The organism is Limnohabitans sp. 2KL-17, assembly GCF_003063415.1.
Lineage (GTDB): Bacteria > Pseudomonadota > Gammaproteobacteria > Burkholderiales > Burkholderiaceae_C > Limnohabitans_A.
The window spans coordinates 54,215-76,549 of sequence record NZ_NESK01000021.1 but is presented as its reverse complement, the minus strand read 5'-3'; the positions used below and the strand labels follow the sequence as shown (position 1 = coordinate 76,549).

Here is a 22,335-nt window from a genome sequence, read left to right as displayed (position 1 = left end):
CCAGCCCCACCTTGGCCTTGAACTCCGGCGGATGAACTCTGCGTTTTTTTGATTCAGTCATTGGTAACCCGTTTTTTTGGATAGTGTCCCACTTAAACACCTGTCCCAAATTCGGGGTCCACTTCACTGGACCCAAAGTAAAAACGGATCAGCTCGATGCAAGGGACGATCAGTCGGCGTCCGTCCGGAAGTTTGGCCATCAAGCAATAGCTGTGCGTGGCATTCATGTGCCAGGGGTGCTCTGGTATGGGTATCAGGAATCCGGCTTTGTCGGGGTTAAGGCCAGCTTTGATGAAGTCGGTGGTGGTTCGGCCAACCCAGAGCTTTTTGAAGGTTTCGCGGGTGTATTCGGGACTCAAATGCAGCTTTTGGCGGTGCCAGATGTCGTCAATCCGCAAAACCATCAACGTGCCCACGCTGACCCAGACGCGTGTTTGAGCCTTGGCGGGGGCCGTGCTGTGGGGATTGAGCAGCGCCTGAGGGTTGGCGCGAAAGCCGAGATCGGTGACTTTGGAGAGGTAGACCTGCACCGACGGATGGGTTCGGCGGGTGTACCGGTCTGGGTAGGCAACCTCGCCAAACCAATCGACACGCCAGAAAGCATCGTCTTTGGGAAATGCAGCAACGTAAAGAGGCTCCTCTGGAGCCCCTGGTGCAGCGGTATGCGTGCTGCTGATCGTGGGATCGCTCAAATTTTCCCCGACAAGTATTGAATACTTAGTCAGTATATTGAACAATCAAATCTTCAAATCTTCAAATCTTCAAATCTTCAAATCTTCAAATCTTCAAATCATCTAAGGCTCATGCTGTACGGTAAAAAGGTCTTCTGAAGATGGGTTTTTCCCGCTATTTACGAGAATTTCCCATCATTCACGGACTTTTCCCATTTTTTACGGGTTATTCACAGCCTGTGCGAGAGATCCGTAAATATTGGGAAAAATCCACCTCTTCGGCTTTGTTTTGTCCTGAATGCGTGGGAAAAAATATCGAATTTCGTGGGAATGGATTGGCGCTCAACATAGATGACTGCACTCAAACCAAATCAGCGGACTGAGATACAATGCATCTCAGTCCATCAACTCAGGAGGCAATCATGGCCGCTACCACCACAATGGTTCACGTTCGAGTGGACGAAAAGATCAAAGCCCAAGCTGCTGAAACGCTTAGCTCTATGGGGCTGACGGTTTCGGACGCTGTACGCGTGTTCCTGACCCGTATCGTTGCAGACAAAGAACTTCCATTCGCGCTTAAAGCTCCGAATGAGACCAGCCGTGAGGCTATTGCTGAGGGCGATCAAATTGTTCAGAGTCGTCGGGCTCGTTTTGCAACTGCTGACGCGCTGTTGAATGACCTCGAAAAAACCAGCCGCAAGTAAGCGGGCAAGCCTACCTCGGGCTTCAGACTACACCCGAGAATTTCAGAAGGATTGGCAGCGCCTGTCCCGTTCTGGTAGGTACAACATGAATAGGCTGAAAGAGGCCATGTTGCTACTGGTTGCGAACGGTGGACCTTTGCCCGCTGAGTGGTTGGACCATCCCTTAACGGGCGATTGGCTGGGCCATCGTGAGTGCCATGTAGGTGGCGATTTCCTGCTGATCTACAGACTTGATGATTCAGGTAGGGCTGGCTTGGTGGTGTTCGTGCGTAGCGGGACACACTCCGAGCTTTTTTCGTAAATTATGATGAGGCGTAAGTCCTTGATTTTGCTTGCGTTTTCGGATTTTCAGATGGTATAAGTCTATATACCATATCGCCACCTATATCACCCATTAAGCACAGTTCGCCGCCGCCTCTGGGGGGAATCGGCTCCACGTTTTTCCTTTATTCGCGGGAAATTCCCATCATTTACGGAACTTTCCCATTTTTTGCGGGTTGCTCACAGCCTGAAGGGCCGCATGGGCTTGCTGGTCCGCGTGATAACTGGAGCGCACCATGGCCCCGACAGCCGCGTGTGAAAAGCCCATTTCATAAGCCTTGGTTTCGAACATTTTGAAGGTGTCTGGATGCACGTAACGGCGCACGGGCAGGTGGCTGTTGCTGGGGGCCAGGTATTGGCCAATGGTCAGCATTTCGATGTTGTGCGCCCGCATGTCGCGCATGACTTCCAGAATTTCTTCGTCGGTCTCGCCCAGACCCACCATCAGGCCGCTTTTGGTGGGCACGTTGGGGAAAAGGGCCTTGAATTTTTTCAGCAGGTTCAGTGAGAACTGGTAGTCCGAGCCGGGCCGTGCCTCACGGTACAGGCGTGGCACGGTTTCCATGTTGTGGTTCATGACGTCTGGCGGTGCGGCTTTCAGGATCTCCAGTGCACGGTCATCGCGGCCCCGAAAGTCGGGCACCAGCACTTCGATCCGGGTGTTGGGCGAAAGTGCGCGGGTTTTCTGGATGCACTCGACGAAGTGTCCGGCACCGCCATCGCGAAGGTCGTCGCGGTCGACGCTGGTGATCACCACGTATTGCAGCTTGAGTTGTGCAATGGTTTTGGACAGGTTGTCGGGCTCGTTCACATCCAGCGGGTCGGGGCGGCCATGGCCCACGTCGCAAAACGGGCAGCGGCGTGTGCATTTGTCGCCCATGATCATGAAGGTGGCGGTGCCCTTGCCAAAGCATTCACCGATGTTGGGACAGCTGGCTTCTTCGCACACAGTGACCAGTTTGTTGGCACGCAACACGTCTTTGATTTCGTAAAAGCGGGTGGTGGGTGAGCCGGCCTTGACGCGAATCCAGTCGGGTTTTTTCAGCACTTCGGCCTGTTCAACTTTCACCGGAATGCGCGACAGCTTGGCCGCTGCTTTTTGTTTGGCCATGGGGTCGTAGTTTTCAACGCTTTGCGCTTCGCGGACCACGTGGCGTTCGATCGGGGTGTTGCTCATCGTTTTCTTTCAGTCACCGTTGGGGTGCGTGTAGCTGGGGGCACAGGTTCATAACAGGGCCGCCAATTGGCCAGCCAACACCCGGGCAGCATCGTCCCAGGAGGTTTCTACACCGATTGTAAAAAGGTCTGTGGTTTGCAGGCCTGCATAACCACACGGGTTGATGCGCTGGAAGGGCTCGAGGTCCATCGCTACATTGAGCGCGGCGCCGTGGTACGTGCAGTGGCGGCTGACTTTGATGCCCAGTGCGCAGATCTTGCCCAAGCCCTTGAAGGGGTCACCCGCCGGGGTAGGGCCGACCAAGGCCGCATGGCTGAAGGGGTCGTTCAGACGCACATAAATGCCGGGCGCCCCAGGCACGCGGTGCCCGGTCACGCCGAAATGGCCCAGGGTGCGGATCACCGACTCTTCCAGCTTGTAGACGTATTCCTTGACGTAGTAACCCGCGCGCTGAAGGTTCACCAAGGGATAGGCCATCACTTGCCCGGGGCCATGAAAGGTGACTTGCCCGCCACGGTTGGTGGCCACCACAGGGATGTCCCCCTGGACCAGCACATGGCTTGGCAGCCCGGCCAGGCCTTGTGTGAACACAGGGGGGTGTTCACACAGCCAGAGTTCATCGGGTGTGTCGGGGGTGCGCGCTGTTGTGAAGGCCTGCATGGCCTCGTAAGTTGGCAGGTAGGCGACCCGCCCGAGCAGCCGGACGTCCATGCTCAAAGCACGATTTTGACCATCGGGTGCGAGGTCAGGGCGCGGTAAAGGTCGTCGAGCTGTTCGCGGCTGGTGGCCGTGATGTTGAGCGTCACGCCCAAGTAGTTGCCACCTTTGCTGGGCCGCAACTCTATGGTGGAGGGGTCAAAGCCTGGGTCAAATTGCAAAGCCACTTGACACAAGGCGTCGGCAAAACCATCCACCATGGCGCCCATGACCTTGATCGGAAACACCGAGGGGTATTCGATCAGGCTGTCTTGGCGATCGATGCTGGCAGGGGGAATGGTGGAGGCGCTCATTTCGCCATTGTCCATCAACGCCAGATCAAAACAGCGGCAACGGCCGCCCAGCCCAAGCCCAGATTGGTCAGAACCAGGGGGTGAATCTGTCCCATGGCCCGCCCGGCTGCGGGCCAATCAGAAAGGGCGACCGAACGCTTCAAGCGTTTGAAGGGGGCAAACCAGTTGTGCACAAAGATGGCGCACATAACCAGGCCAAGGCCGGACATGGCGTGCCAGCCCTTGGGTGCCAGTTTCATGTCGGAAACGGACAGCATCCAGAAACCCGAGGCCAGCAAAAGTGCGATGGCCACCCAAACCATCCAGAAAAACCGGGAAAGCACACTCGCCATCAGGGTCAATCTTTCGGGCGGGGCCATCTGCTGAATGGCCGCTGGGCGCGAGGCGAAAACCAGCAAAGTCATTCCACCCAGCCAAACGACACCTGCAGCCAAGTGCAAAAATTTAAACCATTCGTACATATTTCGAGGGCCAAGACCATGGGCCAGGTTGTGAGTTCATTACCAAGGTATGAATTTTGGGGGGTGTCGAAAACATGCGCTTGCCTAAGGGCATCCGCACGCTTGGCCTCAAATTGCGTGTGGGCTTGTGCAGCGACCCAATGGCGTTTATGGCATATAATTCAAGTCTGCCGACAAGACTGTTAGACATGTAACCTGGATGTAATCAACAGTGGTCAAAATGACAAAAAATATTGTTGTTGCTCCAGAAAATGGCTTCGATGGTGATGGTGAAGACTTCAAAACTCTGACGCCCCAAGAAGCCGGCTTGTTAAAACAAAAAATGCCGCTGCTGTCCGTATGGAAAGTAGTGGGCTACCAAATTTTGGTGGGTGCAGTTGTAGTTGTTTTGACGGCGTGGATCACTGGAAATTACTCAGTGGCCCTGTCAGCAGGTTACGGCGCTCTGGCCGTGATCGTGCCTGCTGCAGTATTTGCAAGGGGCATGTCGCGACGGGTAGATGCGGTCAATGCAGGTGCGGCAGTGTTCGGATTTTTGTTTTGGGAACTCATCAAAATTGCTTTGACTGTCGCCATGCTGGTGGCAGCAAACTGGTGGGTTAAAGATTTAAGTTGGCTTGCCATGCTGGTGGGCTTGGTAGTAACCATGAGGGTTTATTGGATAGCGTTGGGGTTCAACTCGGTGTTTTATTCAAAAATCAAACTTGCATAGAGTAAAAAATGTCTGCTCAAGCTGCGCCAAGCGCTGGTGAATACATCAGCCACCACCTGACCCATTTGCAAAACAAGCCAATGTCAGGTGTGATCGATTTTTCGGTTTACAACATTGATTCCATTTTCTGGTCGGTCTTTCTTGGCGTGATCGGCAGCTTGTTGTTGTGGAAAGCTGCACGCAAAGCCACATCCGGTGTGCCTGGTCGCTTCCAAGCTGCTGTTGAGATTCTGGTCGAGATGGTGGACAACCAGGCCAAAGGCATTGTTCACAATGCCCAGAGTCGCAAATTGGTGGCGCCATTGGCGTTGGCCGTGTTTGTCTGGATTTTCCTGATGAACTCGATGGACTTTTTGCCCGTTGATCTTTTCCATGGCATCTTTGCCGTGACCGGGCTTGACCAAAACATTCATTATTTCCGCGTGGTCCCGACTGCTGATCTGTCCACTACCCTGGGCATGTCCACCTCTGTGCTGCTTATCTGTTTGTTCTACAACATCAAGATCAAGGGCTTTGGGGGTTGGTTCCATGAGTTGACCACGGCCCCATTCGGCGGTCACCCCATTTTGTGGCCCATCAACTTTGCATTTCAGATGATCGAGTTCATGGCCAAAACGGTGTCTCATGGCATGCGACTTTTTGGCAACATGTACGCCGGTGAGTTGGTGTTCATGCTCATCGCGCTCATGGGCGGCACTGCTGCCATGTCCTTGTCTGGCGTTTTGTTGCCTCTGGGGCACATCATTGCCGGCTCTGTCTGGGCCATCTTCCACATCATGATTGTGGCGCTTCAAGCGTTTATTTTCATGATGCTGACCCTGGTTTATATCGGTCAAGCGCACGACGCGCATTGATCGGTAGATTCAATTTCTCAACCCTTCCATCAACATCCTTAGGAGCAACAATATGGAACACGTCCTCGGTTATGTCGCACTCGCATCTGGCCTCATCATTGGTTTGGGTGCCATCGGCGCATGTATCGGTATTGGCATCATGGGCAGCAAGTACCTCGAAGCGGCTGCACGTCAGCCTGAATTGATGAACGAACTGCAAACCAAGATGTTCTTGCTGGCCGGTCTGATTGACGCCGCCTTCCTGATTGGCGTCGGTATCGCCATGATGTTCGCTTTTGCGAACCCGTTTGTCTTGAAGTAATTACTGACCAGACCCAAAGAAAGGTGTTGTCGTGAGTATTAACGCAACCCTGTTTGTTCAAGCGATCGTGTTTGCGATCTTGGTGTGGTTCACGATGAAATTCGTGTGGCCTCCCATCGCAACCGCCTTGGATGAACGCGCCCAAAAAATCGCTGACGGCCTTGCTGCTGCAGACAACGCCAAATCCGAACTCACCAACGCCAACAAGCGTGTTGAGGCCGAATTGGTCAAATCTCGCACAGAAACTGCTTCGCGCTTGGCTGATGCCGAGCGCCGTGCCATGGCCATCATTGAAGAAGCCAAGGCCCGTGCAACGGAAGAAGGCAACAAGATCATTGCTTCAGCTAAAGTTGAAGCAGAGCAGCAGGCTGTCAGTGCACGTGAATCTTTGCGTGAACAAGTGGCAGTCCTGGCCGTCAAAGGCGCTGAACAGATTCTCCGCAAGGAAGTCAATGCCGGCGTTCATGCTGACCTACTCAGTCGCCTGAAGTCCGAGCTGTAACAAGCCTAAGCCAGAGAACACCATGGCAGAACTTGCAACCATTGCACGACCTTACGCCGATGCGCTTTTCAAGGCGCAGGCTACCGACCTTGCCGGCACGGCCGCTTGGCTCGATACATTGGCTGCTGTTGCTGACAATGCACAGCTTCAGCAGTTTGCCGACAGTCCTAAAGTAACTGATGAGCAGGTATTTCAACTGATCTCTGAAGTGGTGCAGTCACGTGATGGTGTTGTGCTGCCTGAGGCCGGAAAAAATTTCCTGAGATTGGTGATTGAAAACGGCCGTCTCAGTGCGCTGCCTGTCGTTGCACAGCAGTATCGGGCTCTGATGAATGCGCAAGGTGGCACCGCTGACGCGGTGGTTTACAGCGCATTTCCCATTGACGCTTCGGCTTTGGCCGACTTGTCAACCACGCTCGAAAAACGCTTTGCGCGCAAGCTCAATGTGGGCGTCGAGCTTGATGCCACTTTGATTGGCGGCATCCGTGTGGTGGTGGGCGATGAGGTGCTTGATACCTCTGTCAAGGCCCGACTGGAACAAATGAAATCGGCTCTCACCGCTTGACGCGGTGGGTGACCGGACATATTTAAAGAAAGAAGGAAAGAGTCATGCAACTCAATCCCGCAGAAATTTCTGAATTGATCAAGAGCCGCATCGAAGGGCTGTCCGCCAGCGCCGATATCCGTAACCAGGGCACCGTGGTGTCCGTGACCGACGGTATTGTTCGTGTGCACGGTTTGTCCGATGTGATGCAGGGCGAAATGCTCGAGTTTCCACCGACAGCTGAAGGTGTTGCCACCTATGGCCTGGCCCTTAACCTCGAGCGCGACTCGGTCGGCGCCGTGATTCTGGGTGAATACGAGCACATTTCTGAAGGCGACACTGTCAAGTGCACAGGTCGAATTCTGGAAGTGCCCGTGGGCCCCGAATTGATTGGTCGCGTGGTGAACGCCTTGGGTCAGCCGATTGACGGCAAAGGCCCGATCAATGCCAAGATGACCGATGTGATCGAAAAAGTCGCCCCTGGCGTGATCGCACGTAAATCGGTGGATCAGCCGATGCAAACCGGTCTCAAGTCGATTGACTCCATGGTGCCCGTGGGCCGTGGACAGCGCGAACTGATCATTGGTGACCGTCAGACTGGCAAAACAGCCGTCGCGATTGACGCCATCATCAACCAAAAAGGTCAGGACATGACCTGCGTTTATGTCGCGATTGGCCAAAAGGCCTCGTCGATCAAAAACGTGGTTCGCGCTTTGGAACAAGCTGGCGCGATGGCTTACACCATTGTGGTGGCCGCTTCTGCCTCTGAATCTGCTGCGATGCAGTACGTGTCGGCCTACTCCGGCTGCACCATGGGCGAATATTTCCGTGACCGCGGCGAAGACGCTTTGATCGTTTATGACGATCTGTCCAAGCAAGCTGTAGCTTACCGTCAGGTGTCGTTGCTGTTGCGTCGCCCACCAGGCCGCGAAGCCTACCCTGGCGATGTGTTTTATCTCCACAGCCGTTTGCTCGAACGTGCAGCCCGCGTGAATGCCGACTACGTCGAAGCTTTCACCAAAGGTGCTGTCAAAGGCAAAACAGGTTCCTTGACGGCACTGCCCATCATTGAAACCCAAGCCGGTGACGTGTCTGCCTTCGTGCCCACCAACGTGATTTCGATCACCGACGGTCAGATCTTCTTGGAAACTTCCTTGTTTAACGCCGGCATCCGCCCTGCGATCAACGCCGGTATCTCGGTGTCTCGCGTCGGTAGCTCGGCACAGACCAAGATCATCAAAGGCCAATCCGGCGGTATCCGTACAGACTTGGCCCAGTACCGTGAATTGGCCGCTTTTGCGCAGTTCGCTTCCGATCTGGACGAGTCCACCCGCAAGCAACTCGACCGCGGCGCACGTGTGACCGAGCTGCTCAAGCAAGCTCAGTACAGCCCCCTGCCGATCAGCTTGATGGGCGCAAGCCTGTTTGCTGTGAACAAGGGCTTCATGGACGACATCGACGTGAAGAAAGTTTTGGCCTTCGAACACGGCTTGCACGCTTACCTCAAGGACAAGAGCGCAGCTCTGCTGGCCAAGATGGAAAGCTCCAAAGCTTTGGACAAAGAAGCCGAGGCTGAATTGAACTCTGCCGTGGCCGCTTTCAAGAAAAGCTTTGCTTAATTTCTACCTGATCAAAAGGAGCCACTGATGGCATCGGGCAAGGAACTACGCACCAAGATCAAATCGGTGGAAAACACCAAGAAGATCACCAAGGCCATGGAGATGATTTCCGTCTCCAAAATGCGCAAGGCGCAGGAGCGTATGCGCACGGCCCGCCCATACAGCGAGAAGATTCGCACCATTGCGACGCACCTTGGACAGGCCAATCCGGAATACGTGCACCCCTTCATGAAGGCCAACGACGGCAAGTCGGTGGGCTTCATTGTGGTGACCACGGACAAAGGTTTGTGCGGTGGCTTGAACACCAACCTGCTGCGCGCGGTAACTGTCCAGTTGCGTGAAACACAGTCAGCGGGCAAGACGCCGGTTGCTGTGGCCATTGGCGGCAAGGGTTTGGGTTTCCTGAACCGCGTCAATGCCAAAGTACTGGCGCATGTGACGCATTTGGGCGACAAGCCCCACCTGGAAAAGCTGATCGGGCCCGTCAAGGTGCTCTTGGATGCTTATGCCGCGGGTGAGGTGAGTGCCGTATACCTCTGCTACAACAAGTTTGTCAGCACCATGGCGCAAGTGCCAACCATCGATCAGTTGCTGCCACTGTCTTCGTCGAAGATGGCGTCAGAAACCAAGGCTGCTGGGGCTGTGGCGCATGGCTGGGACTACATCTATGAGCCAGATGCCCAGACAGTCATTGACGAGTTGTTGGTCCGTTATGCAGAAGCCTTGGCGTACCAAGCCGTGGCTGAAAACATGGCCTCCGAGCATGCCGCCCGTATGGTGGCCATGAAGGCCGCAACAGACAATGCTGGCAATGTGATCGGTGAGCTCAAACTCATCTACAACAAGACCCGTCAAGCCGCCATCACCAAAGAACTGTCGGAAATCGTCTCTGGCGCAGCCGCGATCAGCGGTTGATTCCCAGTTCAGCTAATTCAAATTATTTGGAGCGAAAAATGCAAGCCCAAGGAAAAATTGTTCAATGTATTGGCGCCGTGGTCGACGTGGAATTTCCACGTAACCAGATGCCCAAAATTTATGACGCACTCAAAATGGAAGGCTCCGCGCTGACCCTTGAGGTGCAGCAACAACTCGGCGACGGCATCGTACGCACCATTGCGCTCGGTTCTTCCGACGGCTTGCGTCGCGGCCTGATCGTGTCCAACACGGGCAAAGCGATCACCGTGCCTGTGGGCAAAGCCACGCTGGGTCGCATTATGGACGTGCTGGGTGCGCCCATCGACGAACGTGGCCCTGTGAGCCAAGAACTGACGGCATCCATTCACCGAAAAGCCCCTGCATACGACGAACTGAGCCCTTCACAAGAACTGCTGGAAACCGGCATCAAGGTGATTGACCTGGTTTGCCCGTTCGCCAAAGGCGGCAAGGTTGGCTTGTTCGGTGGTGCCGGTGTCGGCAAGACCGTGAACATGATGGAACTCATCAACAACATCGCCAAAGCGCACAGCGGCTTGTCCGTGTTCGCCGGTGTGGGTGAGCGTACCCGCGAAGGCAACGACTTCTATCACGAGATGGCCGACTCAGGCGTCGTGAACCTCGAGAACTTGCCCGAGTCCAAAGTGGCCATGGTGTACGGTCAAATGAACGAGCCACCAGGCAACCGTTTGCGCGTCGCCCTGACCGGTCTGACCATCGCAGAATCCTTCCGTGACGAAGGCAAAGATGTGTTGTTCTTCGTGGACAACATCTACCGTTACACACTGGCCGGTACCGAAGTGTCCGCCCTGTTGGGTCGTATGCCTTCTGCGGTGGGTTACCAGCCAACCCTGGCCGAAGAAATGGGCCGTTTGCAAGAACGTATCACTTCGACCAAAGTGGGTTCGATCACATCCATCCAAGCCGTTTACGTGCCTGCCGATGACTTGACCGACCCATCGCCTGCGACCACCTTCGCCCACCTGGATTCCACCGTTGTGTTGTCCCGTGACATCGCTTCGTTGGGTATCTACCCCGCTGTGGATCCTCTGGACTCCACCAGCCGCCAGCTCGACCCATTGGTCGTGGGCCTGGACCACTATGAAACAGCGCGTGCTGTGCAGGGCACATTGCAGCGTTACCGTGAGCTGCGCGACATCATCGCGATCATGGGCATGGACGACCTGGCCCCAGAAGACAAGTTGGCTGTGGCGCGTGCTCGCAAGATCCAGCGTTTCCTGTCGCAGCCTTTCCACGTTGCCGAAGTGTTTACCGGCTCTCCAGGCAAGTACGTGACTTTGGCCGAAACCATCCGTGGTTTTAAAATGATTGTGGCTGGTGAGTGTGATCACTTGCCAGAGCAAGCTTTCTACATGGTCGGCACGATCGACGAAGCTTTCGAAAAGGCCAAAAAGGCAGCGTAAAGCAGCGTCGGGGCGGCTGAACTCAGTCACCCCGCAGCCCGCTTTCATTGACCTTTTTAAGGAGTTAACATGAACACCATCCACGTTGATGTGGTCAGTGCAGAAGAGTCCATCTACTCGGGCGAAGCCCGGTTTGTGGCCTTGCCTGGCGAGTCTGGCGAACTGGGCATTTACCCACGCCACACCCCGCTGATCACCCGCATCAAGGCCGGTTCGGTTCGTATTGAGACGGCTGACGGCGGCGAGGAATTTGTTTTCGTTGCTGGCGGCATTCTGGAAGTGCAATCCGACTGTGTGACCGTGCTGTCTGACACCGCCATTCGCGGCAAAGACCTTGACGAAGAGAAAGCCAATGCGGCCAAAGCAGCCGCAGAAGAAGCCCTGAAAAACGCAAAAAGCGAAATCGACATGGCGCGCGCCACATCCGAGTTGGCTGTGTTGGCCGCTCAGTTGTCTGCATTGCGCAAGTACCGGAAAAAATAAACATTGTTTCTGATGGTGTTCTTGCACAAATGCAGGAATCTTGAAAACCCGGCGCAGTCATGTGGCCGGGTTTTTTGTTGCCCAGCGCACGCAAGGGTCCGTGTAGACTCAAAAGATCATGAAAAGAGCCAAACTGCAAGCAGCCGTCGTGGGTGGAACGCCCGACGACATTGAACAAAGCTTTTACGAGGCGCTCCACAACGCCGACATCGAACAACTCATGGCCTGCTGGGCGGAGGAAGACGAGATCGTGTGTGTTCACCCAGGTGGCCCCAGGATGATTGGGCCAGGCGCCATTCGTGCCACGTTTGAGGGTATGTTTGCCAATGGCAGTGTGCAAGCCCACCCTGAACGTGTCCACAAAGTGGTTTCACTGGCTTGTGCAGTCCACCACCTTGTAGAGCGTGTGGAAGTGATCACCCCCCAAGGCGCTAAACATGCTTTTGTGATCGTCACCAATGTGTACCAAAAAATGCCGCAAGGCTGGCGCATGGTGGCGCACCATGCCAGCCCCGGCACACCCAACGACTCGGCTGATGTGGGACTCAAGCCCACAGTGTTGCACTGACGACCATGCATTACAGGGCCCCAGCATGGCTGCCAGGTGGACACGCCCAGACCATTTGGCCTGCGCTGTATGCGCGCAGGCGCTCGGGGCCTTCACCGCCCAAGCAACGCGAGCGGTGGGTGACGCCAGACGATGACTTCATAGACGTTGATCGGCATAACGCAAGCCGCAAGAATCGTCCGATGGTGGTGCTTTTTCATGGATTGGAAGGCTCATCGGACAGCCATTACGCACAGGCATTTGCTGACTGGGCAGTTGCACACGACCTCAACTTTGCCTTGCCCCATTTTCGCGGTTGCAGCGGAGAGATCAACCACGGGCCTCGTGCATACCACTCAGGTGACCATCAGGAAATTCACTGGGTGTTGCAACGCTTGCGCAGCCAGCACCAATCGCAGGGTGGGCAGATTCTGGTTGCAGCAGGCGTGTCGCTCGGAGGCAATGCCTTGATGCGCTGGGCGGGTCTGCATGGGGCTGCGGCTTTGCAAAGCGCAGATGCCATAGCCTCGATTTGTTCGCCACTGGATTTGGTGCAAAGCGGCATGGCGATTGGCAAAGGCTTGAACCGTCAAATCTACACCCGCATGTTTTTACACAGCATGAAGCCCAAAGCCCTGGCCAAATGGGCGCAACACCCGGGCTTGTTTGACAAAGAGCGCCTCATGGCGGCAAGTGATCTTTACGAGTTTGACAACGTCTTCACAGCCCCGCTGCATGGCTTCAAGGACACAGACGATTACTGGTCAAAGGCCTCGGCCAAACCTTTGATGAAGAACATATTGATGCCAGCCTTGGCCTTGAATGCGCTGAATGACCCCTTTGTGCCAGCCAGTAGCCTGCCGCAAAAAGCGGATGTGTCGACATCGGTCACGCTCTGGCAGCCTGAGCAGGGTGGGCATGTCGGCTTTGCACAAGGTCATTGGCCTGGCCATGTGTGCGCGCTGCCCGTTGAAGTGGGCGGATGGCTCATGGCGGCGTGTGGACAGCCGCTGGATACAAAAGAGGCCCACCATGGATGACATCGTTCGTCAAGCCATGGCCAAGTGGCCGAATGTGCCGGATTGCTTTGGCTGGCTGGGCTTGGACAGTCGCGGCCACTGGCACATGCGGGATGACCGTGTTCAAGGCTTGGGCGCTTACCAAAGCGGCCAAGAGGGCGCCAAAGGCTCTGTGCTGAGGCATGAGAAATTGCTTGACTTCATTCATCGCAACTACGATGCCGATGAACAAGGGCGTTGGTTTTTTCAAAACGGTCCTCAGCGGGTTTACATCGAGCTGGAAGCCGCGCCGCACGTGTGGCGTTTGAACGAAAATTTTGAGCCCACCTCGCACACTGGACAAAAAGCAGAGGCCCTAAGCTGTTTGGTCGATGAAGTCGGGCGTGTTTATTTGCACACCAACTTGGGATTGGGGCTGGTGCACACATGGGATGTGGCCTTGGTTGCCCAAGCCATAGAGCAGGGGCTTTGGCAGCCTGAAGACTGTCTGGCCCAGGAGTTACCCGCTGGCTTTGGATTCGTCATCAGTCCGCAGCAGGGACAAGGCATGAGCAAAGCATAAGCACGACATAAGTAAGGCATAAAAAAACCGACCTCAAGGATCGGTTGTTTTGAAAGCCCTCAGGGCATCACTTTTTCTCGCCTTCGGCGGCTGGTGCTTTGGGCTCTTCAAATTTGGCGCCTGCATTGTTGGCCATGTAGACCACAGAACGGGCGATTTCAGTGTCGTTGAAATCACCACCGCCTTGTGCGCCCATGGCGTTCTTGCCTTTCAACGCTGATGTGACCAAAGTATCCAAACCTTGCTTGATGCGTGCACCCCAGGCGCCAGCATCTGCAAATTTGGGTGCGCCCGCAGCGCCGATGGCATGGCAAGCAGCGCACTGGGCTTTGTAGACTTCTTCGCCAGACTTCAGGGGGCGGTTGGCATCGCGGACTTCGACGGTGCCAACTTTTTGGATGCGCAGAGCCACCGATTTTTCAGCATCGCTGGCGCCAGGCGCCGTCTTGTTGGCCGATGTGACGTAGAACACCAAGCCGATGATGATGAAAACCGGAATGATGAAAGAGGCCAGACTCAGCAAAAGCATTTGCTTGGGCGTTTTCACCGGACCGGTGTGCGCTTCGTGTTGATCGTGGCTGTTGTCGCTCATGAAATCCTCTTATAGGGCTGGGCCGTTTGGCCTGTTGGATTGACCGGAATCAACCCGAGATTATAGCGGCCCACCCTTCACTGGGCTTGCAAGACCAAGCAAGAAATACCAGCCGTGTGATAATCCAACCCGTTCCAAGCAGTGCGGCTGTAGCTCAGTGGATAGAGTATTGGCCTCCGAAGCCAAGGGTCGTGGGTTCGATCCCCGCCAGCCGCACCACATTGAACTTCGCCACCCTTCACAGCGCAATCCGCTGGAAAACGGCGACCACAACAATGACCACACGCAGCGCTGATTTCAAAAAAAGGCCTGCTGCATATGCCGAGCGGTGCAAGCTCGTATTTGTCGGTCAGTGACCGTGCCATCAAGAATTGGCGACTCGATCCGATTCATCAAGGTCATGCATTCAATTTCAATCCGTGAGCGTGCCATCAAGGGCAGGGTCTTTGGAGTCATCTTTTCGGGATGGCTCGCTTGTGCTTGCCCGGTCATGGCCGGGCAATACCAGCTGTTGGCAGACCAAGCCAACGCGGTGGTGATTGCTGCGAATGTGCAAAATGCCGAGCAAGTTTGCAATCTGGACATATCGGTTCAGGGGCGGCCAGCTATAGGGCGCGAAGTGCAGGCCCCCTACTTTGAAGCCCGTATCGACATCACGCCGCAAGATACCGAACTGGTCACTGTGACCTGGCGCGGCAAGTTCAAGCGCGTCAATGGTGTGGCGGTCAATGCCTGCCCGACGCAAGGCCAGGCCCAATTCCAGGTGGTCTCGGACAATGCGCAGTTGCGTGCCGTTTGGGCCGGTATGTTCTCCCAAATGGTCCCGGCCAAGGCCGAATGCGTGCGCACAGCTTTGCAGTCAGACCGTGTGCGTTACGACTGGTTTGACCTGAGCGACAAGCAGGCCAGCCCCGAAGACTGGAAAATCCAGCGGGCATTGACCCAATGTGACGCCTTTTTAGCCCGCAAAAAAGCGTGGGGCGAGCAAACTGCCCGAAGCTTTGCGTGTGTTCTGCCCGGTGGCTTGAAGACCCAATGTGAGGGGTATTTCAGCGCCATCGAAAACGGCAAGGCACAGCCCATTTCCAGGGAAGCTGCGATTCAGCAGCAGCTCGAAGACAAGGCATGGGACACGGGTGTGCGTGAAACCGCGGCGGCCAAAGCTGGGCGCCAAAAGAAAGAACAAGCCTTGAAGGCGCGGCTTGCGGCTGAAGAGGCCGCGAGCATCAAGGCGCAAGAAGAGGCGCGCATTCGCGAAGAGCAAGAGGCACAAGAGGCCAAAGTGGTGCAAGCCAGAGAGCGCAAAGAAAAGGCCGAAGCCGACCATGTCAGGCGGCTGAAAGAGCTAGATCGGCTGGAGCAGGAGCGACTGGAAAAGCGCAGCTGGGCGCTCAAACAACTGGAAAAACTCAGGCGTGATCCGAAAGTGGATGCCAAAGCCGAAGAAGGCAAGTCCGGCAAGGCGGGGGCACCTGCTACTGATGCTGCCGAAATCAAGCCCGAGGCCAAGCCTGAGGCTAAATAGTGCTGCGGTCTTTGTCTGAGGGCGCCTTGCGCCGCCCGGCTGACCAGGCCGTGCCCATGGAGGCGGCCATCACCATCGCAATCGCCAGGCCTTGCATGAGTGTCAAGCGCTCGGACAGTACCAGCCAGCCAGCCAGAGCGCCCACAGCGGGCTCCAGGCTTAACAAGATGCTGAAGGTATTTTTGTGCAGGTGATTGAGCGAAAACATCTCCAACGCGTAAGGAATGGCGCTCGACAGGAGTGCCACGGCCAAGCCGGCCATCAGCCATTGAGGATCCAGCAAGGCGCTGCCCGCGTGGAAAACGCCAACGGGGGCCACCACCAGCGCTGCTGCCAGCATGCCCATGGGGGTGGCCATGCTGCCGTAGCGCATGGCCACCCGTTGCCCGAACACGATGTAAAGAGCCCAGCAAAAGCCAGCTGCCAGTGCAAGGCCCATGCCCAAAGGGTCGAGCGCGCTGGCGGCGTTGGTGCCAGGCAGGGGGAGCAGCAATGCCAGACCTGCGGCTGCCAAGACCACCCACAACCAGTCGCTGGCTTTTTTGGAGGTCCAAACTGCAACAGCCAGGGGCCCGGTAAATTCGATGGCAATGGCCACACCGAACGGAATGGTCTTGATGGCGCTGTAAAACAGCAGGTTCATCACGCCCAGCGTGACGCCGTACAAGCCCAGTGGGAGGGCATCGGCCCACACCCATTGGCGGCGCCACGGACGGAACACCGCCATCAACATCAGCATGGCAAACACGATCCGGTAAGCCGAGGTGCCTTCTGCCCCCAGGGCGGGGAACAGGCTTTTTGCAAACGAGGTGCCCACGGCCAATGACACCAGGCTGCCCAACAAGGCCAGCATGGCCCACAAACGCAAATTCAAGGGGGGTCTCTTTCAGGGGTGCTCGGTTTGCAGGGGCATTCCGATGGGGCAAAAGGCTTTTAAGCGGCATCATAGCGCCGCATACAATGGCGGCTTCGTGCGCGGTCTGCACTGGCGGCCTCGATCAATCCCGAATTTGCTTTTTTGTGGAGTTTCCATGTTTATTTCTTCCGCTTTTGCCCAAACTGCTCCAGCCGCTGCCGGTGGTAGCGACATGCAGTCCACCTTGATGAGCATGCTGCCTTTGCTGCTGATGTTTGCGGTTTTGTATTTCGTCATGATTCGTCCCCAGATGAAAAAGCAAAAAGAGCACCGCAGCATGATTGAGGCTTTGGCCAAAGGTGACGAAGTCGTGACCGCTGGCGGCCTGTTGGGCAAAGTCAGCAAGATCGGGGATGCCTACATCGGTGTGGAGCTTGCTTCGGGTTTTGAAGTGCAATTGCAGCGCAGTGCCGTGGTGCAAGTGCTGCCCAAAGGCACCATGAAGTAACTCCTTCGGGCTTTCTCCATCGGGCCTTTGCCGCTGCGGGCCCTGTTTTTCATCCTGCACGCGAGTCACTATGAACCGTTACCCGGTCTGGAAGTACGCGATCATTGTGATCGCCATGTTGCTGGGGGTGGTCTACACCCTGCCCAACTTTTTTGGTGAAGCACCTGCGGTCCAGGTGTCTTCGAGCAAGTCGACTATCAAAGTGGACACCCAGGTCCTGCAAAAGGTCGAGGATGCCATCAAAGCCGCTTCGCTCGTGCCCCAAACGGTCAGCCTGGAAGGCAGTTCGATCCGGGCCCGTTTCGAGAACACCGACCAGCAGCTCAAGGCCAAAGATGCGATTCAAAAGGCGCTGACACCTGAGTCCGGTGATTCGCCATTTGTGGTGGCGCTGAACCTGGTGTCCCGTTCGCCAGCCTGGCTGACGTCACTGCATGCCTCTCCCATGTATCTGGGCCTGGATTTGCGGGGTGGCGTGCACTTCATGCTGCAAGTCGACATGCAGGCCGCCTTGACGCAACGCCTTGAATCCCTTGCGGGCGACCTGCGCAGTGTGCTGCGTGAAAAAGATGTGCGCCATGGCGGCATCAGCCGTAACGGCCAGGCGATTGAGATCAGGCTGCGCGATGCGCAACAACTTGAAGGCGCCAAGCGCGTCCTGTCTGCCCAATTTGTCGATTTGCAAACACAAGAAGCAGCTGAGGGCACCGAATTTCGCCTGACGGCCAGCATCAAGCCAGAAGCTGCGAGACGCGTGCAAGAGCAGGCCTTGAAGCAAAACATCACCACCTTGCACAACCGGATCAACGAACTTGGCGTGGCCGAGCCGGTGATTCAGCAGCAAGGCCTTGACCGCATTGTGGTTCAGTTGCCTGGCGTGCAGGACACCGCCAAGGCCAAAGACATTCTGGGCCGCACCGCCACACTTGAAGTGCGCATGGTGGACGAGAGCGCCGAAGCACGTGCCGCTGAGCAGGCGGGCGGCATTGTGCCTTTTGGCGCTGAGCGCTACCTGGAACGGGATGGCCGGCCGTTGATCGTCAAAAAGCAAGTCGTGTTGACGGGTGACAACCTGACCGATGCCCAGCCTGGTTTTGATGGGCAGACGCAAGAGCCTGTGGTCAACCTGACCTTGGACGCGAAGGGCGCCCGCATTTTCAAGGACGTGACCCGCGACAACGTGGGCAAGCGCATGGCCATCATCCTGTTCGAAAAGGGCAAGGGCGAAGTGGTGACTGCGCCGGTGATTCGCGCTGAAATTGGTGGCGGGCGCGTGCAGATTTCGGGCCGCATGACCACGGCCGAAGCCAACGACACCGCCTTGTTGTTGCGCGCAGGTTCGCTGGCGGCGCCCATGGAGATCATCGAAGAGCGCACCATCGGCCCAAGCTTGGGGGCTGAGAACATTGCCAAAGGCTTCAACAGCGTGACCTGGGGGTTTCTGGTGATCGTGGCCTTCATGGTGGTTTATTACGCCATGTTCGGCATGTTCTCGGGCATTGCGTTGGGCGTGAACCTGCTGTTTCTGGTGGCGATTTTGTCCATGTTGCAAGCCACGCTCACCCTGCCCGGCATGGCCGCGATGGCGCTGGCGCTTGGCATGGCGATTGACTCGAACGTGCTGATCAACGAGCGTGTGCGTGAAGAGTTGCGCAATGGGGTCAGCCCGCAAGCGGCGATCCATGCCGGTTACGACCGCGCCTGGGCCACGATTTTTGACTCCAACATCACCACCTTGATTGCCGGTGTGGCCTTGCTGGCCTTTGGCTCGGGTCCGGTGCGCGGCTTTGCCGTGGTGCACTGCATCGGCATTTTGACCAGCATGTTCTCAGCGGTGTTTTTCTCGCGTGGCTTGGTCAACCTCTGGTACGGCGGCAAGAAAAAACTCAAATCGGTGTCCATCGGCACCGTGTGGCGGCCTGAGGCTGGCACTGCGGTGAAAGCCGACTAAGGGGAGCGGAGCATGGAATTATTCAAAATCAAAAAAGACATCCCTTTCATGAAGAACGCGTTGATCTTCAACGTGATCTCCTTCGTGACCTTTGCCCTGGCGGTGTTTTTCCTCTTCAGCCGTGGCCTGCACTTGTCGGTGGAATTCACCGGTGGCACCCTGATGGAAGTGAGCTACAGCCAGCCTGCAGACCTGCAAAAGGTACGCGCGACGGTGGCTACGCTTGGCTTTTCCGAGGTGCAGGTGCAAAACTTCGGCTCAGCCCGTGATGTGATGATTCGCCTGCCCGCACAAAAAAGTGTGAGCTCGGCGCAGCAAAGCGAAAAAGTGCTGGCTGCCCTCAAAGCCAATGACCCGGATGTCACGTTGCGCCGCACCGAGTTTGTGGGCCCGCAAGTCGGTGACGAGCTGGCCGAAGACGGCCTGAAAGCCTTGGGCTTTGTGGTGATCGGCATCATGATTTACTTGGCGATCCGCTTCGAGTGGAAGTTTGCCGTCTCGGCCATCATCGCCAACTTGCACGATGTGATCATCATCCTGGGCTTCTTCGCCTTCTTCCAGTGGGAGTTTTCACTCGCGGTACTGGCCGCCGTGCTGGCGGTGCTGGGCTACTCGGTCAACGAATCGGTGGTGATCTTTGACCGAATCCGGGAGAATTTTCGCCGTTACCGCAAGATGAACACGGTCGAGATCATCGACAACGCGATCACTTCCACCATCAGCCGCACCATCATTACCCATGGTTCAACCCAGATCATGGTCTTGTCCATGCTGCTGTTCGGTGGCGAGACTCTGCACTATTTCGCCATGGCTCTGACCATTGGCATTTGCTTTGGCATTTACTCGTCGGTGTTTGTCGCTGCAGCGATTGCCATGTGGTTGGGTTTGCAGCGCGAAGACCTGATCAAGCCGATCAAGAAGGACAACGATCCTGGTGACGAAAACTCAGGTGCTGTGGTCTGAGTTAAGCCGAGCCGATGCGCTGAAACAGCCCGCCGGGCAGGCGACCCACTTGCCCGAGCAGCTCCAGTTCCAGCAACCGGGCTTGCAGCTGGGCGGTGCTCCAACCGCAGCGTGCTTGCAGGGCATCAAGACTCACCGGGTCGTGGCCCATCGCGCAAAGCAGGGCATCCTCTGGGCTGTCATTGACAGTTGAGCCTTGCGGCTCGTCGCCCTCCAGTGCCAATGCCACTTGCCTGACAGCGTCAGGCAAGCGCAACTCCTCCAAAACGTCTTGCGCTGACTCCACCAGCTTTGCCCCTTGCTTGATCAGCAGATGGCAGCCTTTGGACTGGGCCGAGTGGATCGAGCCGGGGATGGCCATCACGTCGCGGCCTTGTTCCAGCGCTTGTTTGGCGGTGATGAGCGAGCCCGACAGCAAGGCCGCTTCTACCACCAGCGTGGCCTGCGACAAGCCAGAGATCAGGCGGTTGCGGCGCGGGAAATTGGGCGCCAGGGGCGGCGTGCCCAATGGGTATTCGCTGATGATCAGTCCCCGTTGGGCAATCTGGTGCGCCAACTCCCGGTGTTGTCGTGGATAAACCCGGTCCAGCCCGGTGCCCACCACGGCGATGGTGGGCAGCATGGCGCCATGAGCGCCCAGCAGTGCCCCTTCATGAGCGGCGCCATCTACGCCCAGCGCCATGCCCGAGATGACTGTCAGTCCGCTGGCGGCCAGGCTGCGTGCAAACTCGCGGGCATTGATCTGACCTTGTGGTGTCGGGTTGCGGCTGCCCACCATGGCCACTGATTGCGTGACCTTGAGGCCCCCCAGGGCGCCAATCTGGCCCATGGCATAGAGCATCAATGGTGGGTCGGGAGTTTCCAGCAGGGCAGCCGGGTAGTCGGCATCGCCCAAGGTGACCACGGCACGGCCAATGCCATGGTCGGTCGGGGCTTGCAACCATTGCCAGGTTTCGTCAGCCAGTTCGGGCCAGCCCAGCGGGGGCTGTTGAAGTGCGCCGGCTTGTTGCGCCGAGACGATCTGACGCAAGGCCGCATCGGATTGGGCCCAAATGGCGTGGGGTTGGCCAAATGCAGCCAGCAGCCGCCTGGCGGCATCTGGTCCGACGCCGGGGGTGAGCGACAGGCGCAGCCAGTCGCCCAATTCTTCGGGTGTATTCACCATCACGTCTCCCTGTGCAGCCTTGGCGGCTGTCTGTGCAGACATTGTGGGCCAAAGCTGGGCTGCCGCCTAATTTTTTGGCGGCACGGGCGCCTGCATGGCCCTTGTTCAGGAGATGCCGTCGGCCATCACAGGGTGGGCCGGATGCGCTTTTGTCGCAGGTGGGCCAGCCAGCCAAAACCCAGGTGGTTGGCAAAAGCCACAGCCCAGCAGATGAAGCCTGTCCAAAAGGTGTGGCTGGGGTAGTGCGCGCCCCGCAGGGTTTGGGTGAGGCCCAGCACCAAGCCTATCGCCAGCACACCCAGCAAGATACGCCCCCCGATTTTGCGTTGCGCCGTCAATCCGGAGCCGAGCCAAGGCAAAGCGAGGGCTGTAAAACCCAGTGCGGACGACACGTGCCCACCTGGAAAGCAATGCCCTGCGCCCCCATCGCCCATGCCCCATTTCCAGTGCGAGACATAAGTCGCTACGCCACCAAAACCCTGCAACTCCCAGGGGCAACTGGTCAGGCTGAAACGTTTGAGGGTGCTGATGGTGATCAAGGAAATCGTGATGCCGACCATGATTTCGGTGCGTTGCAACCGGGTCAGTTGTCTGAGCGGTCCCAGCGGCCACCAGACCATGATCAGCAGGCCGACATAAACGACGATGGCCAGTTGCTTGGCCCGGGTGTGCAAAATTTCCTTGAGCCACCAGTTGTTGCGCAGGTTGAAACTGTTGCCTTCGGCGATCCAGTGCATCACCGTGTTGTCGAGCCCCGAAAAATCCCAGGCCAGCAAGCACATCAGGGCCACCCAGGTGAATTGACCCAGGCGCCGAGAAGGAGAGAGGTCGCCAAACTTGGCGTAAGAGGTCTCTGGGGACATGTGTCTGGAAAGGCTTAAAGGCAGGATGCTGAGGGCTGAGGGCTGAGGGCTGAGGGCTGAGGTTGTGG

General features: G+C 56.7%; 27 protein-coding genes and 1 tRNA gene. 19 read left to right on the top strand and 9 right to left on the bottom strand.

The features are described 5' to 3' along the window. Positions 1–92: 92 nt before the first annotated feature. The gene (locus B9Z45_RS11890; RefSeq protein WP_108407431.1) at positions 93–692 is read right to left on the bottom strand and encodes a hypothetical protein; all 600 of its coding nucleotides are present in this window, start codon (positions 690–692) and stop codon (positions 93–95) included. Positions 693–1,093: 401 nt separating this feature from the next. Between B9Z45_RS11890 and B9Z45_RS11885 the strand changes: the two genes are divergently transcribed. Both B9Z45_RS11885 and B9Z45_RS11880 read left to right on the top strand, forming a co-directional pair. After that, entirely contained in the window at positions 1,094–1,375 is a 282-nt protein-coding gene (locus B9Z45_RS11885; RefSeq protein ID WP_108407441.1) for a type II toxin-antitoxin system RelB/DinJ family antitoxin, read from the top strand. After that, positions 1,347–1,676, top strand: coding sequence for a type II toxin-antitoxin system YafQ family toxin (locus B9Z45_RS11880; protein ID WP_108407430.1), 330 nt, complete (start codon positions 1,347–1,349; stop codon positions 1,674–1,676). Before B9Z45_RS11885 ends, B9Z45_RS11880 begins: the two co-directional genes overlap by 29 nt. Before the next feature lie 165 nt (positions 1,677–1,841). Here B9Z45_RS11880 and lipA read toward each other — a convergent pair whose 3' ends face one another. Genes lipA through B9Z45_RS11860 form a run of 4 tightly spaced genes read right to left on the bottom strand, consistent with a single transcriptional unit; the run spans position 1,842 to position 4,287 of the window. After that, on the bottom strand, positions 1,842–2,873 hold the full coding sequence (gene lipA / locus B9Z45_RS11875) for a lipoyl synthase (RefSeq protein ID WP_108407429.1): 1,032 nt from the start codon (positions 2,871–2,873) through the stop codon (positions 1,842–1,844). A gap of 48 nt (positions 2,874–2,921) precedes the next feature. Continuing rightward, the gene (lipB, locus tag B9Z45_RS11870) at positions 2,922–3,584 is read right to left on the bottom strand and encodes a lipoyl(octanoyl) transferase LipB (protein ID WP_108407428.1); all 663 of its coding nucleotides are present in this window, start codon (positions 3,582–3,584) and stop codon (positions 2,922–2,924) included. 2 nt (positions 3,585–3,586) lie between these two features. After that, positions 3,587–3,883, bottom strand: coding sequence for a DUF493 family protein (locus tag B9Z45_RS11865; protein WP_108407440.1), 297 nt, complete (start codon positions 3,881–3,883; stop codon positions 3,587–3,589). A 14-nt stretch (positions 3,884–3,897) separates the two neighbouring features. Then, entirely contained in the window at positions 3,898–4,287 is a 390-nt protein-coding gene (locus B9Z45_RS11860) for a CopD family protein (RefSeq protein WP_233252184.1), read from the bottom strand. Between the two features lie 277 nt (positions 4,288–4,564). Here B9Z45_RS11860 and B9Z45_RS11855 point away from each other — a divergent pair, with 277 nt between their 5' ends. The 12 genes from B9Z45_RS11855 (at position 4,565) to B9Z45_RS11800 (ending at position 13,844) form a co-directional block, all read left to right on the top strand. Beyond that, entirely contained in the window at positions 4,565–5,056 is a 492-nt protein-coding gene (locus B9Z45_RS11855; protein WP_108407439.1) for an ATP synthase subunit I, read from the top strand. 8 nt (positions 5,057–5,064) lie between these two features. Further along, on the top strand, positions 5,065–5,910 hold the full coding sequence (gene atpB / locus B9Z45_RS11850; protein ID WP_108407426.1) for a F0F1 ATP synthase subunit A: 846 nt from the start codon (positions 5,065–5,067) through the stop codon (positions 5,908–5,910). 52 nt (positions 5,911–5,962) lie between these two features. Then, complete coding sequence (gene atpE / locus B9Z45_RS11845; protein WP_108407425.1) at positions 5,963–6,211, top strand: F0F1 ATP synthase subunit C; 249 nt, start codon at positions 5,963–5,965, stop codon at positions 6,209–6,211. Between the two features lie 31 nt (positions 6,212–6,242). Further along, a complete protein-coding gene (locus B9Z45_RS11840) occupies positions 6,243–6,713 on the top strand; it encodes a F0F1 ATP synthase subunit B (RefSeq protein ID WP_108407424.1) in 471 nt (156 codons plus the stop codon). A gap of 22 nt (positions 6,714–6,735) precedes the next feature. Then, the gene (locus B9Z45_RS11835) at positions 6,736–7,278 is read left to right on the top strand and encodes a F0F1 ATP synthase subunit delta (protein WP_108407423.1); all 543 of its coding nucleotides are present in this window, start codon (positions 6,736–6,738) and stop codon (positions 7,276–7,278) included. A gap of 44 nt (positions 7,279–7,322) precedes the next feature. Beyond that, a complete protein-coding gene (atpA, locus tag B9Z45_RS11830) occupies positions 7,323–8,876 on the top strand; it encodes a F0F1 ATP synthase subunit alpha (RefSeq protein WP_108407422.1) in 1,554 nt (517 codons plus the stop codon). A 27-nt stretch (positions 8,877–8,903) separates the two neighbouring features. Continuing rightward, a complete protein-coding gene (atpG, locus tag B9Z45_RS11825) occupies positions 8,904–9,791 on the top strand; it encodes a F0F1 ATP synthase subunit gamma (RefSeq protein WP_108407421.1) in 888 nt (295 codons plus the stop codon). A gap of 38 nt (positions 9,792–9,829) precedes the next feature. Beyond that, entirely contained in the window at positions 9,830–11,233 is a 1,404-nt protein-coding gene (atpD, locus tag B9Z45_RS11820) for a F0F1 ATP synthase subunit beta (RefSeq protein ID WP_108407420.1), read from the top strand. A gap of 69 nt (positions 11,234–11,302) precedes the next feature. Further along, on the top strand, positions 11,303–11,716 hold the full coding sequence (locus tag B9Z45_RS11815) for a F0F1 ATP synthase subunit epsilon (protein WP_108407419.1): 414 nt from the start codon (positions 11,303–11,305) through the stop codon (positions 11,714–11,716). 118 nt (positions 11,717–11,834) lie between these two features. After that, positions 11,835–12,284, top strand: coding sequence for a nuclear transport factor 2 family protein (locus tag B9Z45_RS11810; RefSeq protein ID WP_108407418.1), 450 nt, complete (start codon positions 11,835–11,837; stop codon positions 12,282–12,284). 5 nt (positions 12,285–12,289) lie between these two features. Continuing rightward, positions 12,290–13,303 carry a YheT family hydrolase gene (locus B9Z45_RS11805; RefSeq protein ID WP_108407417.1) on the top strand — a complete coding sequence of 338 codons (1,014 nt, stop codon included), beginning with the start codon at positions 12,290–12,292 and terminating at the stop codon, positions 13,301–13,303. Next, positions 13,296–13,844 carry a DUF2946 family protein gene (locus B9Z45_RS11800; RefSeq protein ID WP_108407416.1) on the top strand — a complete coding sequence of 183 codons (549 nt, stop codon included), beginning with the start codon at positions 13,296–13,298 and terminating at the stop codon, positions 13,842–13,844. The genes B9Z45_RS11805 and B9Z45_RS11800 overlap by 8 nt, the downstream gene beginning before the upstream one ends. Before the next feature lie 67 nt (positions 13,845–13,911). On the opposite strand, the gene B9Z45_RS11795 is transcribed toward B9Z45_RS11800, so the two are convergent. Continuing rightward, positions 13,912–14,436, bottom strand: a complete 525-nt coding sequence (locus B9Z45_RS11795) for a cytochrome c5 family protein (RefSeq protein ID WP_108407415.1) — start codon at positions 14,434–14,436, stop codon at positions 13,912–13,914. 143 nt (positions 14,437–14,579) lie between these two features. Here B9Z45_RS11795 and B9Z45_RS11790 point away from each other — a divergent pair. Both B9Z45_RS11790 and B9Z45_RS11785 read left to right on the top strand, forming a co-directional pair. Continuing rightward, a tRNA-Arg gene (locus B9Z45_RS11790) sits at positions 14,580–14,655 on the top strand. 181 nt (positions 14,656–14,836) lie between these two features. Continuing rightward, entirely contained in the window at positions 14,837–15,961 is a 1,125-nt protein-coding gene (locus B9Z45_RS11785; protein ID WP_146180913.1) for a hypothetical protein, read from the top strand. On the opposite strand, the gene B9Z45_RS11780 is transcribed toward B9Z45_RS11785, so the two are convergent. After that, positions 15,954–16,814 (bottom strand): DMT family transporter, encoded by an 861-nt coding sequence (locus B9Z45_RS11780; RefSeq protein ID WP_108407413.1) that lies wholly within the window; start codon positions 16,812–16,814, stop codon positions 15,954–15,956. The two genes, B9Z45_RS11785 and B9Z45_RS11780, sit on opposite strands and share 8 nt — an antisense overlap. Positions 16,815–16,992: 178 nt before the next feature. On the opposite strand from B9Z45_RS11780, the gene yajC reads away from it, so the two are divergent. From yajC to secF, 3 genes are all read left to right on the top strand, one after another. Continuing rightward, positions 16,993–17,325 carry a preprotein translocase subunit YajC gene (gene yajC, locus B9Z45_RS11775; protein ID WP_108407412.1) on the top strand — a complete coding sequence of 111 codons (333 nt, stop codon included), beginning with the start codon at positions 16,993–16,995 and terminating at the stop codon, positions 17,323–17,325. A gap of 70 nt (positions 17,326–17,395) precedes the next feature. After that, complete coding sequence (secD, locus tag B9Z45_RS11770; protein WP_108407411.1) at positions 17,396–19,276, top strand: protein translocase subunit SecD; 1,881 nt, start codon at positions 17,396–17,398, stop codon at positions 19,274–19,276. 12 nt (positions 19,277–19,288) lie between these two features. Next, positions 19,289–20,239 carry a protein translocase subunit SecF gene (gene secF, locus B9Z45_RS11765; RefSeq protein ID WP_108407410.1) on the top strand — a complete coding sequence of 317 codons (951 nt, stop codon included), beginning with the start codon at positions 19,289–19,291 and terminating at the stop codon, positions 20,237–20,239. Position 20,240: 1 nt separating this feature from the next. On the opposite strand, the gene dprA is transcribed toward secF, so the two are convergent. Further along, complete coding sequence (gene dprA, locus B9Z45_RS11760; protein WP_108407409.1) at positions 20,241–21,446, bottom strand: DNA-processing protein DprA; 1,206 nt, start codon at positions 21,444–21,446, stop codon at positions 20,241–20,243. 83 nt (positions 21,447–21,529) lie between these two features. After that, entirely contained in the window at positions 21,530–22,267 is a 738-nt protein-coding gene (locus B9Z45_RS11755) for a phosphatase PAP2 family protein (RefSeq protein WP_108407408.1), read from the bottom strand. Between the last annotated feature and the right edge of the window lie 68 nt (positions 22,268–22,335).

What these genes read in the sequence shown, in the direction of transcription:
- B9Z45_RS11885 (WP_108407441.1), top strand. Translation starts at nt 1,094, where the DNA reads ATGGCCGCTACCACCACAATGGTTCACGTTCGAGTGGACGAAAAGATC.
- B9Z45_RS11880 (WP_108407430.1), top strand. Translation starts at nt 1,347, where the DNA reads ATGACCTCGAAAAAACCAGCCGCAAGTAAGCGGGCAAGCCTACCTCGG.
- lipA (WP_108407429.1), bottom strand. Translation starts at nt 2,873, where the DNA reads ATGAGCAACACCCCGATCGAACGCCACGTGGTCCGCGAAGCGCAAAGC.
- lipB (WP_108407428.1), bottom strand. Translation starts at nt 3,584, where the DNA reads ATGGACGTCCGGCTGCTCGGGCGGGTCGCCTACCTGCCAACTTACGAG.
- B9Z45_RS11865 (WP_108407440.1), bottom strand. Translation starts at nt 3,883, where the DNA reads ATGAGCGCCTCCACCATTCCCCCTGCCAGCATCGATCGCCAAGACAGC.
- B9Z45_RS11860 (WP_233252184.1), bottom strand. Translation starts at nt 4,287, where the DNA reads ATGACTTTGCTGGTTTTCGCCTCGCGCCCAGCGGCCATTCAGCAGATG.
- B9Z45_RS11855 (WP_108407439.1), top strand. Translation starts at nt 4,565, where the DNA reads ATGACAAAAAATATTGTTGTTGCTCCAGAAAATGGCTTCGATGGTGAT.
- atpB (WP_108407426.1), top strand. Translation starts at nt 5,065, where the DNA reads ATGTCTGCTCAAGCTGCGCCAAGCGCTGGTGAATACATCAGCCACCAC.
- atpE (WP_108407425.1), top strand. Translation starts at nt 5,963, where the DNA reads ATGGAACACGTCCTCGGTTATGTCGCACTCGCATCTGGCCTCATCATT.
- B9Z45_RS11835 (WP_108407423.1), top strand. Translation starts at nt 6,736, where the DNA reads ATGGCAGAACTTGCAACCATTGCACGACCTTACGCCGATGCGCTTTTC.
- atpA (WP_108407422.1), top strand. Translation starts at nt 7,323, where the DNA reads ATGCAACTCAATCCCGCAGAAATTTCTGAATTGATCAAGAGCCGCATC.
- atpG (WP_108407421.1), top strand. Translation starts at nt 8,904, where the DNA reads ATGGCATCGGGCAAGGAACTACGCACCAAGATCAAATCGGTGGAAAAC.
- atpD (WP_108407420.1), top strand. Translation starts at nt 9,830, where the DNA reads ATGCAAGCCCAAGGAAAAATTGTTCAATGTATTGGCGCCGTGGTCGAC.
- B9Z45_RS11815 (WP_108407419.1), top strand. Translation starts at nt 11,303, where the DNA reads ATGAACACCATCCACGTTGATGTGGTCAGTGCAGAAGAGTCCATCTAC.
- B9Z45_RS11810 (WP_108407418.1), top strand. Translation starts at nt 11,835, where the DNA reads ATGAAAAGAGCCAAACTGCAAGCAGCCGTCGTGGGTGGAACGCCCGAC.
- B9Z45_RS11805 (WP_108407417.1), top strand. Translation starts at nt 12,290, where the DNA reads ATGCATTACAGGGCCCCAGCATGGCTGCCAGGTGGACACGCCCAGACC.
- B9Z45_RS11800 (WP_108407416.1), top strand. Translation starts at nt 13,296, where the DNA reads ATGGATGACATCGTTCGTCAAGCCATGGCCAAGTGGCCGAATGTGCCG.
- B9Z45_RS11795 (WP_108407415.1), bottom strand. Translation starts at nt 14,436, where the DNA reads ATGAGCGACAACAGCCACGATCAACACGAAGCGCACACCGGTCCGGTG.
- B9Z45_RS11785 (WP_146180913.1), top strand. Translation starts at nt 14,837, where the DNA reads ATGCATTCAATTTCAATCCGTGAGCGTGCCATCAAGGGCAGGGTCTTT.
- B9Z45_RS11780 (WP_108407413.1), bottom strand. Translation starts at nt 16,814, where the DNA reads ATGCTGGCCTTGTTGGGCAGCCTGGTGTCATTGGCCGTGGGCACCTCG.
- yajC (WP_108407412.1), top strand. Translation starts at nt 16,993, where the DNA reads ATGTTTATTTCTTCCGCTTTTGCCCAAACTGCTCCAGCCGCTGCCGGT.
- secD (WP_108407411.1), top strand. Translation starts at nt 17,396, where the DNA reads ATGAACCGTTACCCGGTCTGGAAGTACGCGATCATTGTGATCGCCATG.
- secF (WP_108407410.1), top strand. Translation starts at nt 19,289, where the DNA reads ATGGAATTATTCAAAATCAAAAAAGACATCCCTTTCATGAAGAACGCG.
- dprA (WP_108407409.1), bottom strand. Translation starts at nt 21,446, where the DNA reads ATGTCTGCACAGACAGCCGCCAAGGCTGCACAGGGAGACGTGATGGTG.
- B9Z45_RS11755 (WP_108407408.1), bottom strand. Translation starts at nt 22,267, where the DNA reads ATGTCCCCAGAGACCTCTTACGCCAAGTTTGGCGACCTCTCTCCTTCT.